This is a genomic window from Fervidobacterium gondwanense DSM 13020, assembly GCF_900143265.1.
Taxonomy (GTDB): domain Bacteria; phylum Thermotogota; class Thermotogae; order Thermotogales; family Fervidobacteriaceae; genus Fervidobacterium; species Fervidobacterium gondwanense.
Genome location: NZ_FRDJ01000007.1, coordinates 48884 through 70706, shown reverse-complemented (window position 1 = coordinate 70706; position 21823 = coordinate 48884). Strand labels below are relative to the sequence as shown.

The window sequence follows — 21823 nt, the reverse complement described above, 5'->3', positions numbered from 1 at the left end:
CTAAAACGTAGTTGTTCGACTTTTTGTGGAGTTGACCAGATTAATTAGTCTAATAAATGAGAAAAACAGGAGGATAATACCAGAAAGGATGTAGACGTTCTTCACTCCAAGTACGTTACCGAGTAATCCCAAAACGAACGTTCCTGTTGGTGAGCCACCCGTGTTTATAAAGGAATAAAGAGAGATTGTTCTTCCTTTCATATCTGATGGAGAAAGAAGTTGAGTTCTACTATTCGTGATATTGAAAAACGAAGACTGACATGCTCCAACGATAAATGCAGAGATAGGAACGAGTTTTGGTTGAAAAGATGCTGCAAGGATGCTCAGTCCAATTATGAGCAGCAGAAAATCTTCCCTTAAAGTGATAAGCCTCTTAGAATTGATGCTCGCCACGACATTTGCACCGATGAATGCTCCAACACCCATCATCCCCATTATAAGACTGTATCCGAGGATATCATACTTAACAACGCTCTTTACAAATGCTTGCATCAACATTCCAAATGGCATACCGAATAAGGAATACATCGTTAAACCTATGAATGTTCTTGAAAGTACATCATTCTTAATCACGTAACGTATTCCATCACGCAAATCAAGGAAAAATCTTTTAAACGACACATTCGAAGATGAAGAATAGTTATCAGGAATAAAGAAAAGAACCACGATAAGTGGCACGAATGAGATTGCATTTACGATAAAGCCAACCTGTAAACCATAAGACTTAACTATGAATCCAGCAATCGTGGGTCCAATCATTCTCGCCACATTAAAGATCATAGAATGCAGAGCAAGAGCGTTTGGTAATAGTTCTTTCGGAACAATGTTAGATATGAACGTATTTCGAGACGGCAAATAAAATTTACTTGTTATTCCCATTGCAAGACTTAAAGCAAGCAACACATACGGACTTAACAACCCCTTCCATACTAAATATGCCATTATAAAAGCATTTACAGCATCGATAACTTGACTGTAAAGAAGAATATTCTTAGGTCCGAACCAATCAATTAGAACACCAGCGACAGGCGAAAAAAAGACTGAAGGGAAGCCCTTTAGAAAGGCAATCAAACCAATAAATCCAGATGCTTTATTCTCGGCAAACATGTTGACGGCTACCCAACCTCGTAATGTTGTATCTATCCACGTTCCTATAAGTGAAATACTCTGTACAACCCAGAAATTTCGATAGTACTTGTTCCTTAAAGCCCTATAAGGATTCATATATCTTCGCTCTTGATCCATTCTACCGAAAACGCCTCCCACAATTTAATTCGTACTGCGAACTACATATAAATGATATCACAAACTGGCGTGTGTTCAAAGAAACAATGGAAAATAAAACAATGCATGGGAAAGAAAAAGTTAATTTTCTTCAATTATTTGAATATAATCAACTTATTTCAAGATTTGAAAACAGTGAACTTTTTGTTTAAATAATATTAGCAGCATCGGTAACGTTACCGATGCTGTTCAGTGTGTCTCGTTGATTGTTATCAAGATTACCACTATTATCATAAACTTGGGAGGTTTACTTTATGGACATCTATGGAGCCGCATATTATCCGGAGCACTGGGATGAAAAGTTTTGGAATGTTCATATCAAGGTTATGAAAGAGTATGGCATTGAGTGGGTTAGAATCGGTGAGTTTATGTGGAGCGTCATAGAACCTGAGGACGGGAAATTCGATTTTTCTGTTCTTGACAAGGCGATCAATATACTGAAAGCAAATGATATCAAGGTGATTCTTGGCACACCAACAGCAACTCCACCCGCTTGGTTAACAAAAAAGTACCCAGAGATGCTTCCTGTTGACTGGCACGGACAAGTTCGTGGATTTGGGAGTAGGAGGCATTATTCAGTTAATTCTAAACCTTATAAAGATTACGCACTGAGAATAACAGAAAAATATGCTTCAAGATACGGTGATGAAATCGATGCTTGGCAGGTTGATAATGAATTTGGATGCCACGGTACAACTTACAGCTTTGCAAATGCTGATCTCGAGAAGTTTCGCGTGTGGCTGAAAGAAAAGTACGGAAATATCGAAAATTTGAACAAAGCATGGGGGACAGTCTTCTGGAGTCAGAACTACAATGATTGGAACGAAATAGTCTTTCCAATTAATACGCCAACGTTTGAAAATCCTCACCAAATGCTTGATATATACAGGTTTATGTCAGACAGCAATATAGAGTTCCTAAAAGAACAAGTTGATATCATTAGGAAACATTCTAAGAAACCCATTACACATAATTTCATGATCGACTTCATGGATTTAAATTACAGAAAGATGGCTGAATACATTGATTTTGTTTCATGGGATAATTACATAGCAACAAAGGACTATGATCCGTTACGCCAATCGGCAAATCATTCTTTGATGCGTTCTATCAAACACAAGCCGTTCTTGGTGATAGAGCAACAACCTGGTCGCGTTAATTGGCGCGTGACTAATGAGAATTTTGATCCCGAATACTTGGGAATGTGGACAAAACAGGCTTACTTGGATGGTGCTTTTGGAGTTATGCCATTTAGATTTGACCAGATTAGATTTGGAGCAGAACAGTACCACGGTGGGCTTCTCGATTATGCAGGACGTCCGTCGAAGAGATTGGAAGCATTTTCAAAAGTTAAAAATGAGACATCTGGTATGATTGAGCAGTTAAAGGAGATTGCAATATATTTCGATTACGAGAATGAGTGGATTCATAGGATAAGCCATGTGAATAGGAATTTTAAATACTGGGATGCAGTGGTTGAGATTTACAAGGCAGTTAAGAATTTGGGTTATAATGCCGAATTTGTGTTCAGCGACGATGAGATAGATGAATACAAAGTGATGATCGTGCCATACGCCAAATATATACCAGAGGAATTTTCCAGCAAACTAAAGCGTTTCAAAGGTCCTGTTTTCGTGACGGCTATGTCAGCATTGAAAGATCAAAACAACTGGATAAGAGAAAGGATACCTCATAATCTCATAGATGAACTGGGGTTAGAAGTGGTGGATTTCGGCGCTATCGATAAAGAGAATGGAGCTATAATGTCACAGAATGTCGATGTTTATTACTGGAAGGAAGAGATAGACATAATTGATTCAAAGGTCATAGGCATTTTTAGTGATTGTTCACCGATGGTTACACAGAAAAACAATTGGTATTACATAGGTACGGTATTGGATGAGAATGGTTGGAAGATAGTTTTGTCCGATGTTTTAAAATCCAGAGTTGTAGGCAGAGATTTTGAAATTGCCAAAACAATAGATGGTTATGTAATATTGAATCTAAAGAAAGACATTAATGTTGTATACTTGAATGGTGAGAAAGTAGAATTAAAACCATTTGAATGTAAAAAGCTATAGGGGGCTGAACAGATTGAAGAAGTCAAAGAAATTTGTTACCATTCGTGACGTAGCTAAGGCAGCAGGAGTATCTATAAATACTGTATCCAGGGCACTAAACAACAGACCTGATATAAACCCTCAAACAAAAGCAAAGGTTCTAAAAGTTGCAAAAGAACTTGGCTATATAAAAGATGCTACAGCTTTATCTCTTAGATACGGGCTTTCGAGGGTCGTTGGTGTGATACTTGAAGACAGCTCGAATCCATTTTTCTCTGAGGTGCTCAAAGGCATTGAAGTCAAAGCAAAGGAGAATGGGTTCAACGTAATCTTGATGAATACAGAAAAAGACTACGGCCTTGAAGAAGAAGCGATAAGGACCATGCTCAGTAGAAGAGTGGACGGGATTATAATCTCACCAACACAGGAAAAGACAGAGGATATGAAACTACTCCTCGAATCAGGAACTCCATTTGTTGTTTTGGGTGTTCATTTCAATGAAGAGAACATCCCTGAAGTATACAGTAACGATTTTCAAGGAGCATACGCTGCAGTAAGACATCTGCTCGAAAATGGCAGAAGAAGGATAATATATTTAAGCGCCTACCTTTATAAATCGGTCGCTCAAATGAGATTAGCTGGGTATAAGAAAGCCCTTGAAGACTTTGGCATTCCGTTTGATGAAAAGTTGGTCTACGAGGTTGAGGAAGGGATTGAGCAGTCTTACCAAAAGGTACTCGAGATTGTCAATTCATCAAAAGACTTTGATGCAGTATTCTGTTTCAACGACATATCGGCTATCGGAACAGTTTGGGCTCTCAAAGAGAGTGGAAGAAAAGTGCCTGACCAAATTTCAGTTGTTGGGTATGATGACATATTGTTTGCCAGATTTATTGAGCCACCATTAACGACTGTTAGGATTGATAAACAACAAGAAGGTGAGTTAGCTTTTGAACTGTTGCTCAAGATAATTAAGGGAGAAAAGTTAGAGAAGAAAAAGATAGTCTTAGATGTTAATTTAATAGTGCGCCAGTCTTCGTGAAACGTTTTAACTTACTAACTTTATCAAAAATGACGAAAGGTAGGGAAGGTTATATGTACATAGATAACTTATCAGAGATTAAAAAGATTGCAGGGTACAGGAAATTCGAAAGCGGTGAATGCATTATAGAGATCGAGAAGATTGATTTTGGATACTTAATCAAAGGGCAAGTTAAAGGTGTCATCGATAAGTTAGAAATTTTCTCAATGCCTACGCCGGATAAGCTTCTTGTGAATAATTGGCAGTCTTGGGGACCATCAAGGGTCATACGAAAAGGCTTCAAACTCAGTTTCCCTTCAGAGTTAATCCAAAAATTCGGTTTTAGCGCGTCGATAATGCCGGAAGAATATTTCAATACACTTTTGAGCGACTATTTCATAGCTTTTGAAGATTTTGTAATAGGTTCGCTGAGTTCTAAAATTGGGCACCCATATTTCAGGATAGAAGATGACAAAATAACAGTTATGTTGCGATACTTCGAGAGAAATTTCAATGATTGGACGGATATCGAGCCTTTCGTAGTACTTAGGTTAAAAGCAGATATAGGACTACCTCACTATGCTGATTTAATCGCCCATCAGAATGATGTTAAATTTGCAGCGAATCATCCATTGGGATGGTCGAGCTGGTATCAGTACTTTTTAGATTTCGATTATGAAAAAATGATGAGTGATTTGAAGCGTTCAAAAGAACTTGGACTGAATTATGAAGTCTTTCAGATAGACGATGCTTGGGAAAAAGATATCGGAGATTGGGAGCCGAATGAGAAATTTCCATCGCTTGAAAAAATAGCCGATGATATTGCATCATTTGGTTACATTCCAGGAATTTGGCTGGCACCATTCAGCATATCTGAAACTTCGCAGATATTTAAAGTGCATCCTGATTGGCTGGTGAAAGATGATAATGGCAGCCCTGTAGTTGCCTACGAGAATTGGAATAAGAAAATATACGCATTGGATACAACACATCCAGAAGCTGCAAAATGGTTAAGTGAACTGTTCAAAAATTTGAAGAAAAACGGATTCGATTACTTCAAGATAGATTTTCTATTTGCTGCAGCAATTCAAGGCAAACGATACGAAAACGCAACCCCTATTGAAGCTTACAGAAAAGGTTTGGAGATAATTAGAAACAGCGTTGGTGATTCATTCGTTCTTGGCTGTGGTGCTCCGCTTCTTCCAAGTGTGGGATTTGTAGATGGAATGAGAATAAGTGCCGATACGGCGCCATTCTGGGACCCAACTGGACCTGATATTGGATATCCGAATGCATACTATGCACTTAGAAATGTTATTACAAGGAGCTTTATGAACAACGTACTTTGGTGGAATGATCCAGACTGTCTTATGCTGAGAAAAGAGGATACTCAGTTGAATGATAAGCATAGGGAATTGTACATTCTTGTCTCACTTATGTTGGATAACATGATAATTCAAAGTGATAACCTTTCTTACAAAATTGATTTTGACTTGTGGAATAAGGTTTTAGATTACAGGAAGTACGGAAGAAGGAAGTTCAAAGTCGAAGGTTTAATCAACGAAAAATACAAAATAACCTCAGCTGGGGTCAACGGAGTCGATGAGCTTCTAATCGGCGACTTATCTTTGCCTACATTCGAGATGAATTTTGACAAGAAAAGAGTTGAGCTTGCGAAAACTGTTGAAAAAAGACCTGACGGGAGAACGTTTAACTATTATACCGAACCAAGATCAGAAGACTGAAAAAGAATAAAGGTGGTGAAGTGATATGATGGAAAGAAGATGGAGCCTAATTACAGGTGAATGGGTCCTTATCTCGGCTTACACACAAGCAAGACCAACAAACCCTACGAATTTCTGTCCACTCTGCCCTGGTGGTGATGAATTTGAAAGTGACTATGATTTATCCTCTTTTGACAATAGATTTCCATCGATGAAACTCGATGCTCCAGAGGTTGAGTCTGAAGGATTATTTAAAAAGGAACGCTCCAACGGGAAGTGTGAGGTTGTTGTCTACACAGTAGAGCACGAGAGTGCGATGAGTCAAATGTCTGTCCATCAGATAGAGAAGCTATTAAACATGTGGGCTGATAGGTACCTTGACCTTTCACAACATCGCTCAATCAAGTATGTGTACATCTTTGAGAACAGAGGTAAAGAAGTTGGTGCTACACTTCCACATCCGCATGGACAATTGTACGCTTTTCCATTCATACCAAAAAGGATCGAATCAAAACTGAAGGCGTTTGCACAGTACTATGATGAAAATAACAGATGTGCGTTGTGTGACGTAGTCGAAGAGGAAACAAAGAGAAAAGAAAGGGTAATATACGAAAACGATTCTTTCATCGCCCTCGTACCATTTTATGCCAGGTGGCCTTATGAGGTACACATTTATCCGAAACGCCATGTAAGCACACTCGCAGAGCTAAAAAATGATGAGAGGCATCTCTTGTCAAAAGCTCTAAAAGTTGTTACAATGAAGTATGACTTGTTATTCAAACAAGCATTCCCCTACATGATGATGCTCTTTCAGTCACCTGTAAACTACATTAAATATGATCATGCTTTCCATTTTCACATCGAGTTTAATCCTGTAAAGCGCGACAAAGACAAGATCAAATGGATGGCAAGTGTTGAAACAGGAACATGGGCGTTTATCAATCCCAAAATTCCTGAAGAAGCTGCAAGAGAATTAAGAAATGTGGAGGTCGAGATCTAAGTATGGCAAACAAAATAGTTGTTTATTCTCCAGGAAGAGCGAACCTTATAGGTGAACATACAGACTACAACGACGGTTACATACTCCCGTTTGCGATTAAGAAGTATGTAAAAATTGAAATTGAATCTTCTGAGAGATTCAAAATATTCTCAAAACAGGTTAAGAAGGGGATTGAATTCGAAGCACCTTTAAAGACTAACTCCTGGGCTGATTATGTCATTGGTATGATAGTGAAGCTTAGAGAGCACGGATACAAAGTGGAACCGTTCAACATGATTTTAGATTCGGAACTTCCCATGGGAGCTGGTCTTTCTAGCTCCGCTGCGTTAGAAGTAGGGGTTGGATACGCTATTTCTCAACTTATGGGATATGAAATAGAACGAGAGGAACTTGCAAAGATAGCGCACGAATGTGAAGTAGATTTTGTAGGCGTTAGATGTGGCATAATGGACCAGTACGCTGTTGCACTCTCCAAAGAAGACCACGCACTATTTATTGACACTATGACGAGAGAGTACAAATATGTGCCATTGTATTTGGACAGTGCAAAGTTGTATCTCATTAACTCAGGAATAAAGCACGAGTTGGGAAACTCGGAGTACAACAGACGCAGACACGAATGCGAGCTTGCTTTGGAATCTATGAAAAAGTCATCGTTCCGTGATGTAACAATGGATGATGTTGATAGACTTTCCGATCCTGTGCTGAGAAAACGCGCACTACATGTAATTACAGAGAACGAGCGTGTTTTAAAAACCCTATCGGCTCTTGAATCAGACAATCTTCTTCTCGTAGGCCGTTATCTATACGAGTCTCATGAGAGTCTAAGAGATAACTACGAAGTTTCGTGTGAGGAAATTGACTTTCTTATAGAGGAACTGAGAAAATATCCAGACGTGCTCGGTGCAAGGATAGTTGGAGCAGGATTTGGTGGTAGTGTTATTGTGTTGGCAAGAGATAACTTTGAAGAGATTTTTAAGAAAGTAGCTGAAATGTATACGATGAAATATGGTATTACACCTTCTTTGATGAATGTAGAAACAAGCTCTGGAGTATTCAGAGTCGACAGTATCTGAGAATTGGAAAAACAGAAAGGAAAAGATCACTATGCAAAACGTAGTATTCAATATAAAGATAGCGCAAGAAGTCATAGAATATGCAAAAAAAGTTTCAGCCGAAAGGCTTACAAAAGGAACATGGGGCAACATCAGTGTAAAGTCCGGAGAATATGTGTATATTACTCCTTCAGGTTATCCCTACGATAAATTGAAGCCGAAAGATATATGCGTTGTTGACATGGAAGGACAAAAAGTTTTTGGCAACTTAAAACCATCGAGTGAGTTGCCTTTGCACATTCAGATATATCTAAATAGGTCAAACGTTGGTGCGATAATTCACACTCATCCTATATACAGCACGATAGTTTCAATTACGCAAAGAGAAATTCCACCGATAGTGGAAGATGCTGTGATGATTCTCGGAGAAACATTAAAAGTCTCAGAGTACGCACTACCTGGCACAGAAGAACTTGCCCAAAAAGCTCTTGAGGCTCTTGGAACAAATAACTGCGTATTCTTAAAAAACCACGGTCTTGTGACCGTGGGTGAGAACCTCCAAGAGGCGTTCATAGCGACATTGATAGCAGAAAAGACCGCCCAAATATACGTTGAAGCGCTGAAAGTTGGAAATGTTTCTCTTCTTCCAATGGAACACGCAAGATTGCTAAGGGAAAAGTATATCACATCGTACAGGCAAAAATAAAATATTTAGAGCATTTAATAAACCCGGCAGCGAAACTACTTAGCGTTAAGCTTTCGACTGCCGGGTTTTATTGCAGGGATATTCGATTCGCAAAGTGGACAGTTTTCAGGATTGTAAGTTGGAAAATCGAGTTTTACTAAATAAAAGTAGGGTTTCCTTTGTCCAAAAGGATTTTCTTTGCCTGACCTGTTAATAATACTTGCAAAACCTACTATTTCTCCACCGCATGAATTGACAACTTCAACAACCTCAAGTGTAGATTTGCCTGTTGTTACGACGTCCTCCACAATCAGCACCTTTTCGTTTTCCCTTATTTCAAATCCTCTTCTCAGTTTCATTAGTCCATCTTCTCGCTCGGTAAAAATACCCCTTACACCAAGGCTCCTCGCTACCTCATATGCGACTATGACACCACCCAGAGCCGGACCAACTACCACGTCGATTTCAATGTTTGAGGCTTTTATCTTTTCAGCCAAAAGTTTACCAACTTCTTCTCCATACTTTGGATATTCGAAGACTTTCGCACACTGCACATAATTTGTTGAGTGTAAACCTGAGGAAAGTATAAAATGTCCTTCAAGAAGTGCGTTAGTCTCTTTTAAAATTTCCAAGACACGTTTTTCCATATCACCTGTTCTTTCCATTACTCTCTCCATGTTTTCACCCTTTCCTTAATTTCGTTTATCTTTTCATCAGGATTCTTAGATTTGTAAATCTCCCTTCCAAGAACTGCGAAATCTGCAATTCCAAAAATGTCCCACAATGAGATAACGTCTTTCTGGTCATCCTTTGATTGTTCCATTCTGATTCCTGGCACCAATATCGAACCACCTATGTATCTCCTCATAGCGATAGCCCACTGACCAGGTAATACAAAAGAAGCGCCGAGTCTTGAAAGTCCAATTATAACATCCTTGAAGTCTTCCAACTTCCCAGGAATTGAAGTAAGCTTTATGACTGTGAATATCCTCTTTCCACTTGATTCTAATGCAGCTTTCACACTTTCCAACCCAGAATTTGCATGTACGGTAAAACCAACAATCGCAGGATGGTCCCAAGAACGAACAGACCTTGCAACAGTTGAGGGGATATCCGAGAATTTCAAGTCTAAAATCACCTTATACCCATTTTCTAAAAAGTAATCAAGCACCCTTTTTCCTTCTACTGCCAGGTTGTGTCCAACTTTAACGTACTCAAAACTCCCGTATTTTTGCACAAACTCGATAGGATTTTCCATATCAAGACTGAGTACAGGTTCAGTTATTCGCACATGAGCTTTCCTGATATCGCTTTCGTACACGATTTGTCTTTGTTGCTCCTCTGCTAACATAATCATAAACACACCCCCTGTTCAAGTATTTTGGATACCTTGCAATGATTTTCCGATTTCATTTAACACAGACTCGTTCTTAAACAGTGCACTACCTATACTCACGGCATCCGCCCCGAATTCAATCATCAGCTTTGCATCATCAGGTGTGTATACACCACCAGAAGCGATGATGTAAATATCTGGCAGTCTTTTCCTCACCTCATAAACAGCACGCAGAGCTATTGGAAAAAGATTCGGACCTGATAAGCCACCCAGTACCACACGATTTTCCCCGTCTATCATTAACCCCCTTATAGTGTTAATTACGGTTACGCCGTTCCAGCCTTCAGATGCTGCAACCTCTGCCATCTGCTCGATAAAACCACCCTCGATACCGAGCTTTGCGATTATAAATGAATCTGTTTCTTTACGTACCACTTGTAACAATCTTCGCCACTCGTTTTTATCAGACACTATAGATAGCCCACCGTGTTGAACGTTTGGACAAGAGAAGTTGTATTCTATAGCTATGAATCGATTCAAATAAGGTTTTAAAAGTCTTGTAAGTTCAACGTATTCATCGAAAGTATCACCACCAACGCTCAGTATGACCGGAACATGTGATATTACTTCCTCTAATCCCCTTTCCTCCATAAGTGCTTTAAAACCTTCGAAACCGGGATTTTCTAATCCGATTCTATTGATAACGTATCCATCCTTAGCGTATATACGCGGAGGTTTGTTTCCAATTTTCCTATTTAACGTAACCGTTTTGAGTGTGTAAGCTCCAACAAGGGCCCAGTCTATCGTAGGAATTTCAAAGTACTCTCCAAAACCTCCTGGTCCAGACGCGATAACAATAGGTGTTCGGAGGTTCAACTTATTTCCTGATTTTTTCATCTCCATATTTCATCACCTCTAAAGACAGGACCATCTTGACACACGTGCTTAATGCCACTTGTCGTTTCAACTGCACATCCTTTGCACGCACCTATTCCACAAGCCATATACTCGTTAAGCGAGACGAATACCTCCTTTATACCTTCGGCTGAAAGATGTTTAGTTGTGATTTCCTCCATCTTTTTGGAACCCGATACAAAGAACCATTCGAAATTTGAAAATTTTAGTTTTTCAAGCAAATAGATATAATCGTAATCACCTATTATGTAGTTTAGTCCATAGTGTTGTACAATATCATCGTTTAAATTTGTTCTTGAGGCTACAAATAATGGAACATCGAAGTATCTTGATAGCTCAAGGCCCTCGGCAAGGCAAGAAGGCGCGACAATTATCGCACCATTCTTATTCGGTGGCAAGAATCCCCTGCCGAGCGGAGCTAATATGTTCAATTTGTTTTGTGTTTTCACAATGTATTCTGTTCCAGCCCCAACTATCTTTACCGAAATCATGATTCGTCCTTCAGCATCACTTCCGAGAGTAAAAGGCTTTCGGGTAAGTCCGAAGTCATTAACGTCTACCATACAAAACTGTCCGGGTGAAAAGTCAATTTTTTCCTCGAACGTTATTAAAAAAGTGTCGACTGTTATTTCCATAATCTCTCTTTTTGACAGTTCGAAAACGTTATACTTTGTTTTTTTCTCGCTTGAACCATCAAATTGCCTTATCGATGAACTCACCATTCCAATACACCCACCTTCCGTTCCTTCTGAAACCTACCACCTGACCTTTCAGTTTATAACCATCAAACGCACAATTCTTTCCAAGACTAAAGAATCTACTGCTATCTACTGTATACTCAGCGGATGCATCTATTAGAACAGCATCATGTGGATATTTTATTCCAAGCTCTTCATATGACCTTTTTATCACTTTGAGAGGGTTAAGAGTTAGGTTTCTCAGAACAAGTTCAATATCTTCAAACAATGTATAATAGACTGAAAATGCAATCTCTATATGCGAGCTTCCGTAAGGCGCATTCTCGAAATTATCCCCCTTAGGATTGTGCGGTGCGTGGTCTGTTGCAAAGCAGTCTATAATACCTTTTCTCAAAGCTTCTCTCAATATTTCTCTGTCTTTTGAAATCGGCGGATTTATCTTTTGAGTTGTGTTCGAAATCATGTCAGGGGTGAAAAACACATGGTGTGGTGTGACTTCGCATGTTATGTTAGCAAACCTTCTCAGATATTGAACTACCTCAAGAGACGTCGCTGTGGATACATGTTGTATATGAAATGATGTATAGCCAAACTCTAAACCTGTTAAAACGGTTCTGAAAATCGCTATCGCTTCATTTGAATAAGTTCTTATTGAGTTTGGCAATTGCGTTCCTATGTAAAAATCACCAGGAATTTCATGGAGCTGAGAATGGTCGAAAAGAAGAGCGGCTTTTTTCGTAGCAAATGAAGCGTAAAGCTCCTTTGAATCGTAACGCATTCCGTCTGTTGAAAAACCAGTAATCCTATTTGAAACATGGTCAACTGTGGAAATGTCATTAATCTCTCCAAAAAAGCTTATTGTGTGCAGAAAGTTAACAGGTTTCTCTCTTGAAAGCTCGACATGTTTGAGAAGCACTTCCAAGCTTTCAAGCTTTGGGACGGTGTTGGGTTGAATATTGCATACCCCAAAACCACCTGCAATGGCAGCTCTACTTAGTGATTCATAATCTTCTTGTGCGTTTAACCTAACGTGGGTATGCAAATCTACAAATGGAGGTGATATTACAAGATTATCTGTATTTCGAACATTTTCAGGAAAATTCAAGAGCTCCAAGTTGTCAAAATACTTCAAACTACTTGAATTCAAATCAAAAATCTTCATCAACTATCCCTCCAAATATAAGTTTTGAAGGATATGAGAAAGAAAATAAAAGGGACTTCATTAAAGAGGTCCCTTTTGAAAATAATAAAATATTGCATTTTGAAGAAAAACAAAACAAAGAATTTTGTCCTTTAAGCCATATTTGCTGAAAGGATGTGCAATTCTCAATGTTAATTACACTTTCAGATAGTTTACCCAAACGGTTTTGGCCTCTCTGGACCAAATTAACCACCCCCAAGATTTTCAAGTAAAATTTTATCAGAAAGTCTCATCCTGTCAATACTACGATATCAAAAGTTGTCACAAGCATTTATTTATGCGCCTATTCAAGCATTTGTTTCAAAAACTCTCGGAAAATTTGACAAAATTTGATATAAAGTGATATACTTTGTAGCGATAATGGGGGTACTGGGGATAGGTGGGAGCTGTCCGTTATTTTCAGTGTGCACGCCACAGGCGTGCACACGTTTGTTTATATATAATCACATTTAATGCTGTGACAATACTGACAGATATTTCATTCCATCATCCGGGAAAACAGTGACAACTCTCTCCAAGTTGTATTTCTCTTTGACCATCAAAGCACCTATAAGATTAGCTGCCGCGGATATCCCAACAAATATTCCTTCTTTCCAAAGCCTTTGTGTAAACTTTAAAGCTTCTTCATCATCAACTTGCAAAATCTCATCGACGACAGATTTATCGAAAATTCCTGGCACAAAACCGGCACCTATTCCTTGTATTCTGTGTTTCCCAGGTGTCTGACCACTTAATACCGCCGATTGTTTCGGCTCAACTGCGATTACTTTTGAGGAAGTATCAAACGTTTTCAAAACATGTCCAACACCTGTGATAGTACCACCAGTTCCAACGCCCGCAACAAAGGCATCTACGTTATATTTCATTTGACGCAATATCTCTGGGCCCGTAGTAACCAAGTGTGCTTTAACATTATTGGGATTGTCAAACTGATTAGGTATGAACACATTGATATTGTTAGAAATTTCCTTTGCTTTTTCCACAGCCTTTGTCATATTCTCTGTTAGTATAATATCCGCTCCGTAGCTTTTCAAAATATGCCTTCGCTCAACAGACACACTTTCTGGCATTGTGAGTATTACTCTCAAACCCAGTTTAGCACCAATCCATGCCAAAGCGATTCCCGTATTGCCACTCGTAGGTTCTACAATTGTAGTATTCGCACCTATGAGTCCATCCTTTACTGCTTGAAGAACCATAAAGTATACGGGTCTATCTTTAACACTGCCGGTTGGATTATTCTTTTCAAATTTGGCATACACACCGTATTTTTCCAAATATAACAAAGGAGTCTCGCCTACTTGCAAATTCTGAATTCTCGATATAACGGAATGCTCAACCGATTTTTTCATATCACTGCCTCCTTGTGAACTGATGAATAGTCATCTTCAGAAATTAGACAAAGACCATCACTCACTTCTCCGTTCACAGCCTTATAACAATCTACACAATTTGTATTTTCATCATAGTTTGTTTTCCTGACAATAATTCTTGCAGGAATTCCAACGGCTGTGGCATTTTCCGGAACATCTGCAATTACTACACTATTTGCACCAATTCGTGCCCCATCACCGATAGTGATTGGTCCCAAAACCTTTGCACCTGCACCTATTATCACATTTCTACCAACAGTCGGGTGACGTTTTCCCTTTGTGATGTATTTAGCACCAAGGGTTACACCATGGTATAACACGGTACCACTCCCTACCACAGCTGTTGAGCCAATCACCAGTCCCGTTCCATGGTCTATGACTACCCCTGGCTCTAATTGTGCGGCAGGATGTATATCTACAGAGTACAAGATTCTATTCATATGATACAAAAAGTAAGCTAAGAATTTAAAATCGGACATGTAGAAGGCATGGTATATGCGGTACATCCTTAAAGAGCGAAAACCAGCGTGGAAAAAGAACTGAAAGGAACTCTCAAAAGAAGGGTCATTCTGCTTTAGAGCTTCTTTGTCAAGCCTGATGTACTTTCTTGCTTGCAATAGCCTTTCAATCAAAGAACTCATCTTTCTGAACAAACCTAAAATGTTCAAACTCCGCACCCCATCTGAAATCACCTCTACTGTCAAGATTGAATAATTCAAGATGAATAATCGACTTAGTTTTACCTAATTATATCACGAAGTACGACTATGTCAAGTGAAAAGAGTTACAAGAAAATTCTTTTATAAATGATAAGATATAATTAATATAATGTGAAATTACGGTTACCCATTGCACGTTCTTCAAAGTTTGTGATACAATAAGATTGTACTTCGTAAAATATTGTATCAAAAAGTGGGAGGCATGAAGATGGTAAAAAAAGCTACGGTTGATGAAGTCATGGAACTTCTTAAAGCCAAGGGGGTTAAGCCAACAGTTCACAGAGTTGAGATACTTGAATATTTAAGAAATTCATACGATCATCCATCTGCAGACGAAATTTACGAACACTTTGTTAAGGAAGCAAAACTTCCAGTACTTTCACGGGCAACTGTTTACAATACACTGAGAACACTTGCTTCCGCAGGGCTTGTCAAGGTTATAATCACACCGGATGCGATAAGGTACGATTTTGTAAGGCAAAATCACCATCACTTCTACTGCACTAAATGTAAGAAAATATACGACATAGAATTGGAAGTAGAATTACCAGAGATCTCAAGTGTAGATGGACATGAGGTACAAAACGTTCAGCTCACACTTGTTGGTATTTGCAAGAGCTGCTTGAAATAAGATTGCAATTGTTTATTAAAATACTGGCTTGTTAAAAAGCCAGATTATATGCGTAAGACTTTCATAGGGAGGTGTAAGCATGAGGGATATGACAAAGAAGTTTTTGGAAGATGCGTTTGCTGGCGAGTCTATGGCTCACATGAAGTACCTTATTTTTGCTGACGAGGCAGAAAAAGCGGGGTTCAAGAAACTGGCAAATCTGTTTAAAGCCATAGCGTATGCAGAGTTTGTTCATGCAAGAAATCACTTTAAGGCATTGAAAAAGCTTGGCGACAACCAACAAAATATTCAATCCTGTATCGCTGGGGAAACGTTTGAAGTAGAGGAGATGTACCCTGTCTATAAGGAGACTGCAAAATTACAGGGTGAAAAAGAAGCTCAAATAAGCACACACTATGCCCTTGAAGCAGAGAAGATACATGCTGAAATGTACAAGAAAGCCCTTAACCTTGTCAATGAAGGAAAGGATTACGAAGCTGAGAAAATCTACATTTGCTCCGTGTGTGGATACACAACAGAAGAAGGAGCACCCGAGAAGTGTCCAGTATGTGGTGCCTCTAAGTCTGCTTTTGTTGAGTTTTGAAACTTGCAACTGAACTTTATTGATGAGCTAATTAGGGGGTGAGAAAATGATAGGTGACTTTGTAAAAACAGGTGATTTTAAAGGTGAAAAACACGTTCCAGTAATTTGCGGTCCTGACAAAGTGAAGAAAGGTGAGTGGTTCGAAGTTGAAGTCTCGGTAGGTAAAGAAATTCCACACCCAAATACAGTGGAACACCACATTGCTTGGATAGAACTCTATGCTATGCCTGAAGGCGCTCCATACATACTTAGAATAGGCAGATACGATTTCTCACCAACACTCGAAGAACCAATCGTCAAAGTCAAAATTAAACTTGAAAAGAACTCGAAACTTATAGCCCTTTCATACTGCAACATTCACGGACTTTGGGAAGGTACAAAGGACGTTGTTGTAGAAGAGTAAAAACATTAATATGTAAACAGCCCCTTCGTGTGTGAAGGGGCTGTTTTAATTTGCTTTGCTATTTCAGCAAGAGAGTTATGAACGTTAGAAAAGGTGAAAAAATCAAAGCCGGTAGGAAATTACCGACCCATGTGTCCTTTACTTCAAGTATCCTAAAACCTATTCCGAGAACCATTAATCCACCAACAGCTACAAGATCATTCAAATAAACTGGCTCGCTAAGGAATTTCAACGACCCTGCAAAAAGTGTTATTGCCCCTTGAACAACAAGAACGCTGAAAGCTGATACCATAACACCTATACCGTAAGTAGATGAAAGTACTATAGATGATATGAAATCGAGAAGTGATTTTGTGTAAATAATGCTACCGTCGCCTTTAAGACCTGCTGTGATAGAGCCAACGATAGTCATAGGACCTACAAGGAAGAGCAATGACGCCGTGACAAAACCCGTTGAAAAGTCGCCTTCTTTCATCTTATCACCAATTATTTTTAGCTTCCCCTCAATATCAAAAAATTCACCAAGTAACCCACCAAATGCCATAGAGAAAAGGACAATAAGAAAATTGTTGACTTCTAAAATCATTTTTATTCCTATCCCAAATGTTGATAAGCCAACGGCAAAAAATAGTATTCTCTTGTACTTATCTGAAATTCCTTTCTTTAACAATGTCCCTACTGAACTTCCAATAAGAACAGCGACGGAATTGACGATTGCAGGTAGTAATCCGGCAATGTTCATAAAAACCCCCCTTGATATATATAATTACTCACGTATTTTTAGAATAGAAAGTTCGCACCGAAATTAACAAACGCTTCAGGCTTATTGTTCAATTTTTTTGCTCCACCTTCAAAAGAAAAGTACAAATTCTTTAAATTTTCAACCCTGAGCTCATAACCAGCGACAAATGCAAAATTCAACTCATTGTTGTAAGGATAATAAATCATTGGGGCAATATACAGTCCGCGTGTCTGAGAAGATGAGAGTCTAAAGCCAGCAGAGATATAATTTAATCCAACATTACTAAAAATATGAGAGTACGGATTAACATCTGTCCTAACTTCAACCCCTATAAAGTTTTCAGTGTTGAAGAAAACATACAACCTTCCAGCTGGTGAAGGTGTTGTCGCAGCAAATGTGAATGAAAAGAATAAAAGGCAGAATGCACTTACAATACTTCGCGCAATTTTCATTTCGATGCCTCCCTTCAAATGCTTATCAAACTATTGTAGATTTCCATATGTACTCTTTTATCGGTAGGCTTCGGCAAAATTGAAAACCTCTCAGGAGCTTTGAAATTGGCTAATGCTTCAATTGCTTTAATCAATAGTGCTTTGTCTATCTTCCTTTGTTTTTCTACTGCTGCTCTCATGATTCCGGGAAAAGCCAAAAGGTTATTAACTTGGTTTGGATAGTCTGACCTACCTGTTGCAACAATAAATGCACCATTCTCGTATGCCACTTCTGGTGGAACCTCTGGTATTGGATTAGCAAGAGCAAAAACTATCGGATCTCGTGTCATAAGCTTCACATCATCACCATTCAAAATGTTTCCTTTAGAAACGCCGATAAAAACATCTGTGCCTTTCAGTGCATCTCTTAAAGAGCCACTAATATTACCTGAGTTTGTGAGTTTTGCGATTTCAAGATGATATTTATGTAGTCCTGTCTTCTCATTTAGTATACCATTGATATCACAAGCAATAACACTCTTGGCTCCAAATTCTATAAGTAGTTTAACGATATTATACCCGGCAGCCCCTATTCCATTAACAACTATTCTCACATCTTCTATATTTTTCCCCGCCAACTTCAGTGCATTTAAAAGAGCTGCGATAACTACTACTGCAGTTCCTTGCTGATCATCGTGGAAAACAGGTATGTTCATTTCCTCGTTTAACCTTTCTAGTATTTCAAAGCACCTTGGAGCGGAGATATCTTCAAGGTTTATACCACCGAACGATGGTTCTAAGTTCTTTACAATAGATACAATTTCATCCACGTTTTGCGTTTTCAGACATATTGGGAAAGCATCCAAATCACCAAATTCTTTAAAAAGAATAGCCTTTCCTTCCATTACGGGTAGTGCTCCGTACGGACCAATATTGCCAAGTCCAAGAACTGCACTCCCGTCGCTTATGACTGCGACAGCATGCTTTCGTCTCGTATATAAAAAAGTGCGTTTCGGATCATCTGCACATTGCTGTGCAACTTGAGCAACACCTGGCGTGTATAGATATTTCAAGTTATCCTCTGTAATTTCTACCGCGGTTGTTATTCTGTACTTTCCATTCAAGAACTCATGAAGCATTACAGAATCAAAATTTGTCATGTTCTCCATCCTTTCACGATATTCTTTCCTGGTGCATATTTTTTTAAAATTTTATCGTTTTTCTCTATACATAAGTGTGACTAGTGATGTTGCTGTGATAAAATTAATGTGAAAAAAATATGAGGAGGGATATATATTTACAAAATTGTCGCACTTATTGGATTTGTCATCTCTCTAATAAACGTTATTTATGTACTTGACAGAAGAGTTTATAAGATATCTTACTCAGATATTTGGTTATCTATTGTAGGTTTAACATTATCTTTTATTGAATATATCAAGTTTGAGGTGGACAATATTGTTCGTTTGGAAATGATTCAAGACCTCATATTACTATACGTGCCAGTTATACTGTTTTCCTTTTTTACCAAGCTCTCAGAAGTAGAGAGAAAGAATGTCAGGAGCTTTACGCTTTATCTTCTACCCACCCTGTATCTTATTTTAGCACTAACAAATAAAATACACAATCTTTTTTGGATAGGCACCATACAAAGTGACATTTATCACGGCAGACACAGACCGCATGGTAGTTCATTTCTTTGGACCTATTCAGTTTATACAGCAGTTGTGATCACATTTGGAATTTTTAAAATTATTAGAACAAGTCGACTCCCGAGGAAAACCAAGTTTTTGATAGTAGGCTCGATTTCTCTTGGTATATTTTTATCTTTTTTTGCATATTTATTTAACTTCAACTACCCGCTATTATTTCTTTCTCTGTCAACTTTAATCTTGATTTTAAACATTAGTGCAATAAACGTATTTTGGAGAAGAACAGCGTTGGGTGTACGATATCATGCATTCGATAGCTCACACAATGGGTATATAATACTTGATAAGGACCTGAGAATTGTAGATATCAACAAAGCTGCACTTAGGTATCTTAGATTGAGAAAAGAGGAAATTTTAGGCAGAAAAAACGATTTTGTAATAGATTTGCTTGACAAAATAGGGCAAATCTTGGAGTACAATGGTGATTTTTTCAAAATTTCAAAAGCCGAGTTAAAAGACTCTTTCTTGATGGTTATTGAGGATGTTACAGAACAAGTAATTACCAAAAGGGAGCACATCAGCACTTCGATGCTCTTAAATACACTTCTTGAAAATATTCCTGACGGTGTCGTGGTGCTTAACCAATACGGAACGGTTATTGATTGTAACAAACAATTTGAAAATATCTTTGGGTACAAGAAACTAGAAATAATAGGCAAAAATATTGATGCTCTTGTCCTTCCAGAAAATCTTGAATCTGAAGCGCAAAAACTGATAAACCTCGCCCTAGAACAAGGAAGCCTCAAAGTTGAAACGGTGAGAAGGAGAAAATCCGGAGCGCTTGTTGAAGTGCGAATAACAGTTTCAGTTGTTGAATCTGATTCAGAAAGGTTAATATATGCTATTTATACGGATATTACTTCTGAGAAGGAAGCTATAAATCTTGCGAGGACAGTTTTGCAAAGGGATAATTTAACGGGATTGTATACGAGACATTATTTCATCAGAAAACTCGCAAGTTCTCTTGAATTTTCTTCGATTGATGATTATCACGCTATAATCACATTGGACGTTAGGAACTTCTCAATGATAAACAGCATAAGAGGTCATAACATTGGTGATGAACTGCTAAGAGAAATAGCAAAAAGATTACGAACCGTCCTTCGCGAAGGTGATACTATATCGCACCCGTATGCCGATGAATTTTGGATATTCTTAGAGAAGCTTGGTAAGACATACCAAGCAGGAAAGAAAGTTGTGAATGACATAATTTCAAAGATAGAGAAGGAATTAACTAAAACATATAACATTCAGGGCGAATTTATCGACATAAAATTTGCTTTCGGAGTACATGTGTTTAATTCCTTCGATACATCTGAGGAGGTGTTAAGAAAGGTAAATTTAGCACTCATTAGAGCCAAAGAAGCTAAGGACAATATTGTTTTCTACAACGCAATTATTGACAGCGAACTGCAAGAACACGCTGCAAAAGAAAGGGCGATTAAGGAAGCCTTCTACAATGGTGAACTTAAGATTTTCCTTCAACCAATCTGCAATTCCTATTCAGATATTGTTGGGGCAGAAGCTCTTGTAAGGTGGATAAAGAAAGATGGTACCATCATACCGCCAGTAGATTTTATCCAGCTTATGGAAGAAAATGGAATGATTACGTCAGTCGGTGAGGAAATACTAAGACAGGTTTGTGAGATTTTATCTGAACAAAAAGACAACCTTGACTTCATAGACATCAATGTAAGTCCTGTTCAATTGAGAGATCCTCAGATGGCTGAACGTTTTAAGGAAATAATTTCGTCTTACAATATTCCTCCAAAGAAGATTGTTATTGAATTCACAGAAAATATATTGATAGACATGAACCAAACTGTGCGCGATAATATTGATAAACTATTGCAGTTCGGTTGTCAACTGTGTATTGACGATTTTGGTACGGGCTATTCGTCTCTTTCTTATCTAACGATACTCCCACTCAAGAAGATAAAAGTAGACAGGTCCTTTGTTTTCAGATTGCCAGATGACAAACATTCTATAAAACTTCTCGAAGCGATATACAACATTGCAAAATCTTTTAATCTGGAAGCTATCCCCGAGGGTGTAGAGAATACCACACAGCTTGAAGTTCTTAGTATGATAGGTTACAAACTCTTTCAAGGATATTATTTTGGAAAGCCAATGCCCGTAAGAGATTTCCTATTGCTTGTTCATCAAAATATAAGCAAAAAGGGTCAACAGCAAATTTGAAAGAACTGAACTAGATAGCACATTCTGTTATGTTACTAACAAATTCAGACA

Annotated in this window: 21 protein-coding genes and 1 pseudogene; 11 read left to right on the top strand and 11 right to left on the bottom strand. The window is 38.4% G+C overall.

Annotated features, from left to right (window positions below; translation table 11 throughout):
- Window positions 1-1224 carry an MFS transporter gene (locus BUA11_RS06985; protein WP_245789611.1) on the bottom strand — a complete coding sequence of 408 codons (1224 nt, stop codon included), beginning with the start codon at window positions 1222-1224 and terminating at the stop codon, window positions 1-3.
- Between the two features lie 314 nt (window positions 1225-1538).
- Between BUA11_RS06985 and BUA11_RS06980 the strand changes: the two genes are divergently transcribed.
- Genes BUA11_RS06980 through BUA11_RS06955 form a run of 6 tightly spaced genes read left to right on the top strand, consistent with a single transcriptional unit; the run spans window position 1539 to window position 8850 of the window.
- The gene (locus tag BUA11_RS06980) at window positions 1539-3365 is read left to right on the top strand and encodes a beta-galactosidase (protein WP_072759825.1); all 1827 of its coding nucleotides are present in this window, start codon (window positions 1539-1541) and stop codon (window positions 3363-3365) included.
- A 13-nt stretch (window positions 3366-3378) separates the two neighbouring features.
- The gene (locus BUA11_RS06975; protein ID WP_072759814.1) at window positions 3379-4386 is read left to right on the top strand and encodes a LacI family DNA-binding transcriptional regulator; all 1008 of its coding nucleotides are present in this window, start codon (window positions 3379-3381) and stop codon (window positions 4384-4386) included.
- Between the two features lie 53 nt (window positions 4387-4439).
- The gene (locus BUA11_RS06970) at window positions 4440-6110 is read left to right on the top strand and encodes a glycoside hydrolase family 36 protein (protein ID WP_072759812.1); all 1671 of its coding nucleotides are present in this window, start codon (window positions 4440-4442) and stop codon (window positions 6108-6110) included.
- Between the two features lie 25 nt (window positions 6111-6135).
- Window positions 6136-7089: a galactose-1-phosphate uridylyltransferase gene (gene galT / locus BUA11_RS06965; protein WP_072759810.1), complete on the top strand. Its 954-nt coding sequence runs from the start codon at window positions 6136-6138 to the stop codon at window positions 7087-7089.
- Window positions 7090-7091: 2 nt separating this feature from the next.
- Window positions 7092-8165 carry a galactokinase gene (locus BUA11_RS06960; RefSeq protein WP_143145296.1) on the top strand — a complete coding sequence of 358 codons (1074 nt, stop codon included), beginning with the start codon at window positions 7092-7094 and terminating at the stop codon, window positions 8163-8165.
- Window positions 8166-8196: 31 nt separating this feature from the next.
- On the top strand, window positions 8197-8850 hold the full coding sequence (locus BUA11_RS06955; protein WP_178137757.1) for a class II aldolase/adducin family protein: 654 nt from the start codon (window positions 8197-8199) through the stop codon (window positions 8848-8850).
- A 35-nt stretch (window positions 8851-8885) separates the two neighbouring features.
- Here the strand turns inward: BUA11_RS06955 and pyrE are convergent, their stop codons facing one another.
- The 7 genes from pyrE to epsC form a co-directional block, all read right to left on the bottom strand.
- Entirely contained in the window at window positions 8886-9476 is a 591-nt protein-coding gene (pyrE, locus tag BUA11_RS06950; RefSeq protein WP_072759907.1) for an orotate phosphoribosyltransferase, read from the bottom strand.
- Window positions 9477-9493: 17 nt separating this feature from the next.
- Window positions 9494-10186: an orotidine-5'-phosphate decarboxylase gene (gene pyrF / locus BUA11_RS06945; protein WP_084634396.1), complete on the bottom strand. Its 693-nt coding sequence runs from the start codon at window positions 10184-10186 to the stop codon at window positions 9494-9496.
- Between the two features lie 15 nt (window positions 10187-10201).
- The gene (locus BUA11_RS06940; RefSeq protein ID WP_245789610.1) at window positions 10202-11068 is read right to left on the bottom strand and encodes a dihydroorotate dehydrogenase; all 867 of its coding nucleotides are present in this window, start codon (window positions 11066-11068) and stop codon (window positions 10202-10204) included.
- Window positions 11059-11802 carry an iron-sulfur cluster-binding protein gene (locus tag BUA11_RS06935; protein ID WP_084634395.1) on the bottom strand — a complete coding sequence of 248 codons (744 nt, stop codon included), beginning with the start codon at window positions 11800-11802 and terminating at the stop codon, window positions 11059-11061. The genes BUA11_RS06940 and BUA11_RS06935 overlap by 10 nt, the downstream gene beginning before the upstream one ends.
- A complete protein-coding gene (locus tag BUA11_RS06930) occupies window positions 11774-12940 on the bottom strand; it encodes a dihydroorotase (protein ID WP_072759808.1) in 1167 nt (388 codons plus the stop codon). The genes BUA11_RS06935 and BUA11_RS06930 overlap by 29 nt, the downstream gene beginning before the upstream one ends.
- A gap of 488 nt (window positions 12941-13428) precedes the next feature.
- Window positions 13429-14331 (bottom strand): PLP-dependent cysteine synthase family protein, encoded by a 903-nt coding sequence (locus tag BUA11_RS06920; protein WP_072759804.1) that lies wholly within the window; start codon window positions 14329-14331, stop codon window positions 13429-13431.
- Window positions 14328-15029, bottom strand: coding sequence for a serine O-acetyltransferase EpsC (epsC, locus tag BUA11_RS06915; RefSeq protein WP_372589803.1), 702 nt, complete (start codon window positions 15027-15029; stop codon window positions 14328-14330). The genes BUA11_RS06920 and epsC overlap by 4 nt, the downstream gene beginning before the upstream one ends.
- Before the next feature lie 250 nt (window positions 15030-15279).
- Between epsC and BUA11_RS06910 the strand changes: the two genes are divergently transcribed.
- The 3 genes from BUA11_RS06910 (at window position 15280) to BUA11_RS06900 (ending at window position 16688) form a co-directional block, all read left to right on the top strand.
- Complete coding sequence (locus tag BUA11_RS06910) at window positions 15280-15702, top strand: Fur family transcriptional regulator (RefSeq protein ID WP_084634394.1); 423 nt, start codon at window positions 15280-15282, stop codon at window positions 15700-15702.
- Between the two features lie 79 nt (window positions 15703-15781).
- Window positions 15782-16285 (top strand): rubrerythrin family protein, encoded by a 504-nt coding sequence (locus BUA11_RS06905; RefSeq protein WP_072759802.1) that lies wholly within the window; start codon window positions 15782-15784, stop codon window positions 16283-16285.
- A gap of 46 nt (window positions 16286-16331) precedes the next feature.
- Complete coding sequence (locus BUA11_RS06900) at window positions 16332-16688, top strand: class II SORL domain-containing protein (RefSeq protein ID WP_072759800.1); 357 nt, start codon at window positions 16332-16334, stop codon at window positions 16686-16688.
- 58 nt (window positions 16689-16746) lie between these two features.
- On the opposite strand, the gene BUA11_RS06895 is transcribed toward BUA11_RS06900, so the two are convergent.
- The 3 genes from BUA11_RS06895 to BUA11_RS06885 are packed head-to-tail and all read right to left on the bottom strand — an operon-like array spanning window position 16747 to window position 19021.
- The gene (locus BUA11_RS06895) at window positions 16747-17430 is read right to left on the bottom strand and encodes a DUF554 domain-containing protein (RefSeq protein ID WP_072759798.1); all 684 of its coding nucleotides are present in this window, start codon (window positions 17428-17430) and stop codon (window positions 16747-16749) included.
- 38 nt (window positions 17431-17468) lie between these two features.
- Window positions 17469-17882 carry a hypothetical protein gene (locus tag BUA11_RS06890; RefSeq protein WP_072759796.1) on the bottom strand — a complete coding sequence of 138 codons (414 nt, stop codon included), beginning with the start codon at window positions 17880-17882 and terminating at the stop codon, window positions 17469-17471.
- A gap of 14 nt (window positions 17883-17896) precedes the next feature.
- Window positions 17897-19021 carry an NAD(P)-dependent malic enzyme gene (locus tag BUA11_RS06885; RefSeq protein ID WP_072759793.1) on the bottom strand — a complete coding sequence of 375 codons (1125 nt, stop codon included), beginning with the start codon at window positions 19019-19021 and terminating at the stop codon, window positions 17897-17899.
- Between the two features lie 129 nt (window positions 19022-19150).
- Between BUA11_RS06885 and BUA11_RS10580 the strand changes: the two are divergent.
- Together BUA11_RS10580 and BUA11_RS06880 are read left to right on the top strand one after the other, a co-directional pair.
- Window positions 19151-19753, top strand: a pseudogene (locus BUA11_RS10580) (histidine kinase N-terminal 7TM domain-containing protein); the annotation flags it as partial.
- A 48-nt stretch (window positions 19754-19801) separates the two neighbouring features.
- Window positions 19802-21772, top strand: a complete 1971-nt coding sequence (locus BUA11_RS06880; protein WP_178137756.1) for a sensor domain-containing protein — start codon at window positions 19802-19804, stop codon at window positions 21770-21772.
- The last annotated feature ends 51 nt before the right edge of the window (window positions 21773-21823 follow it).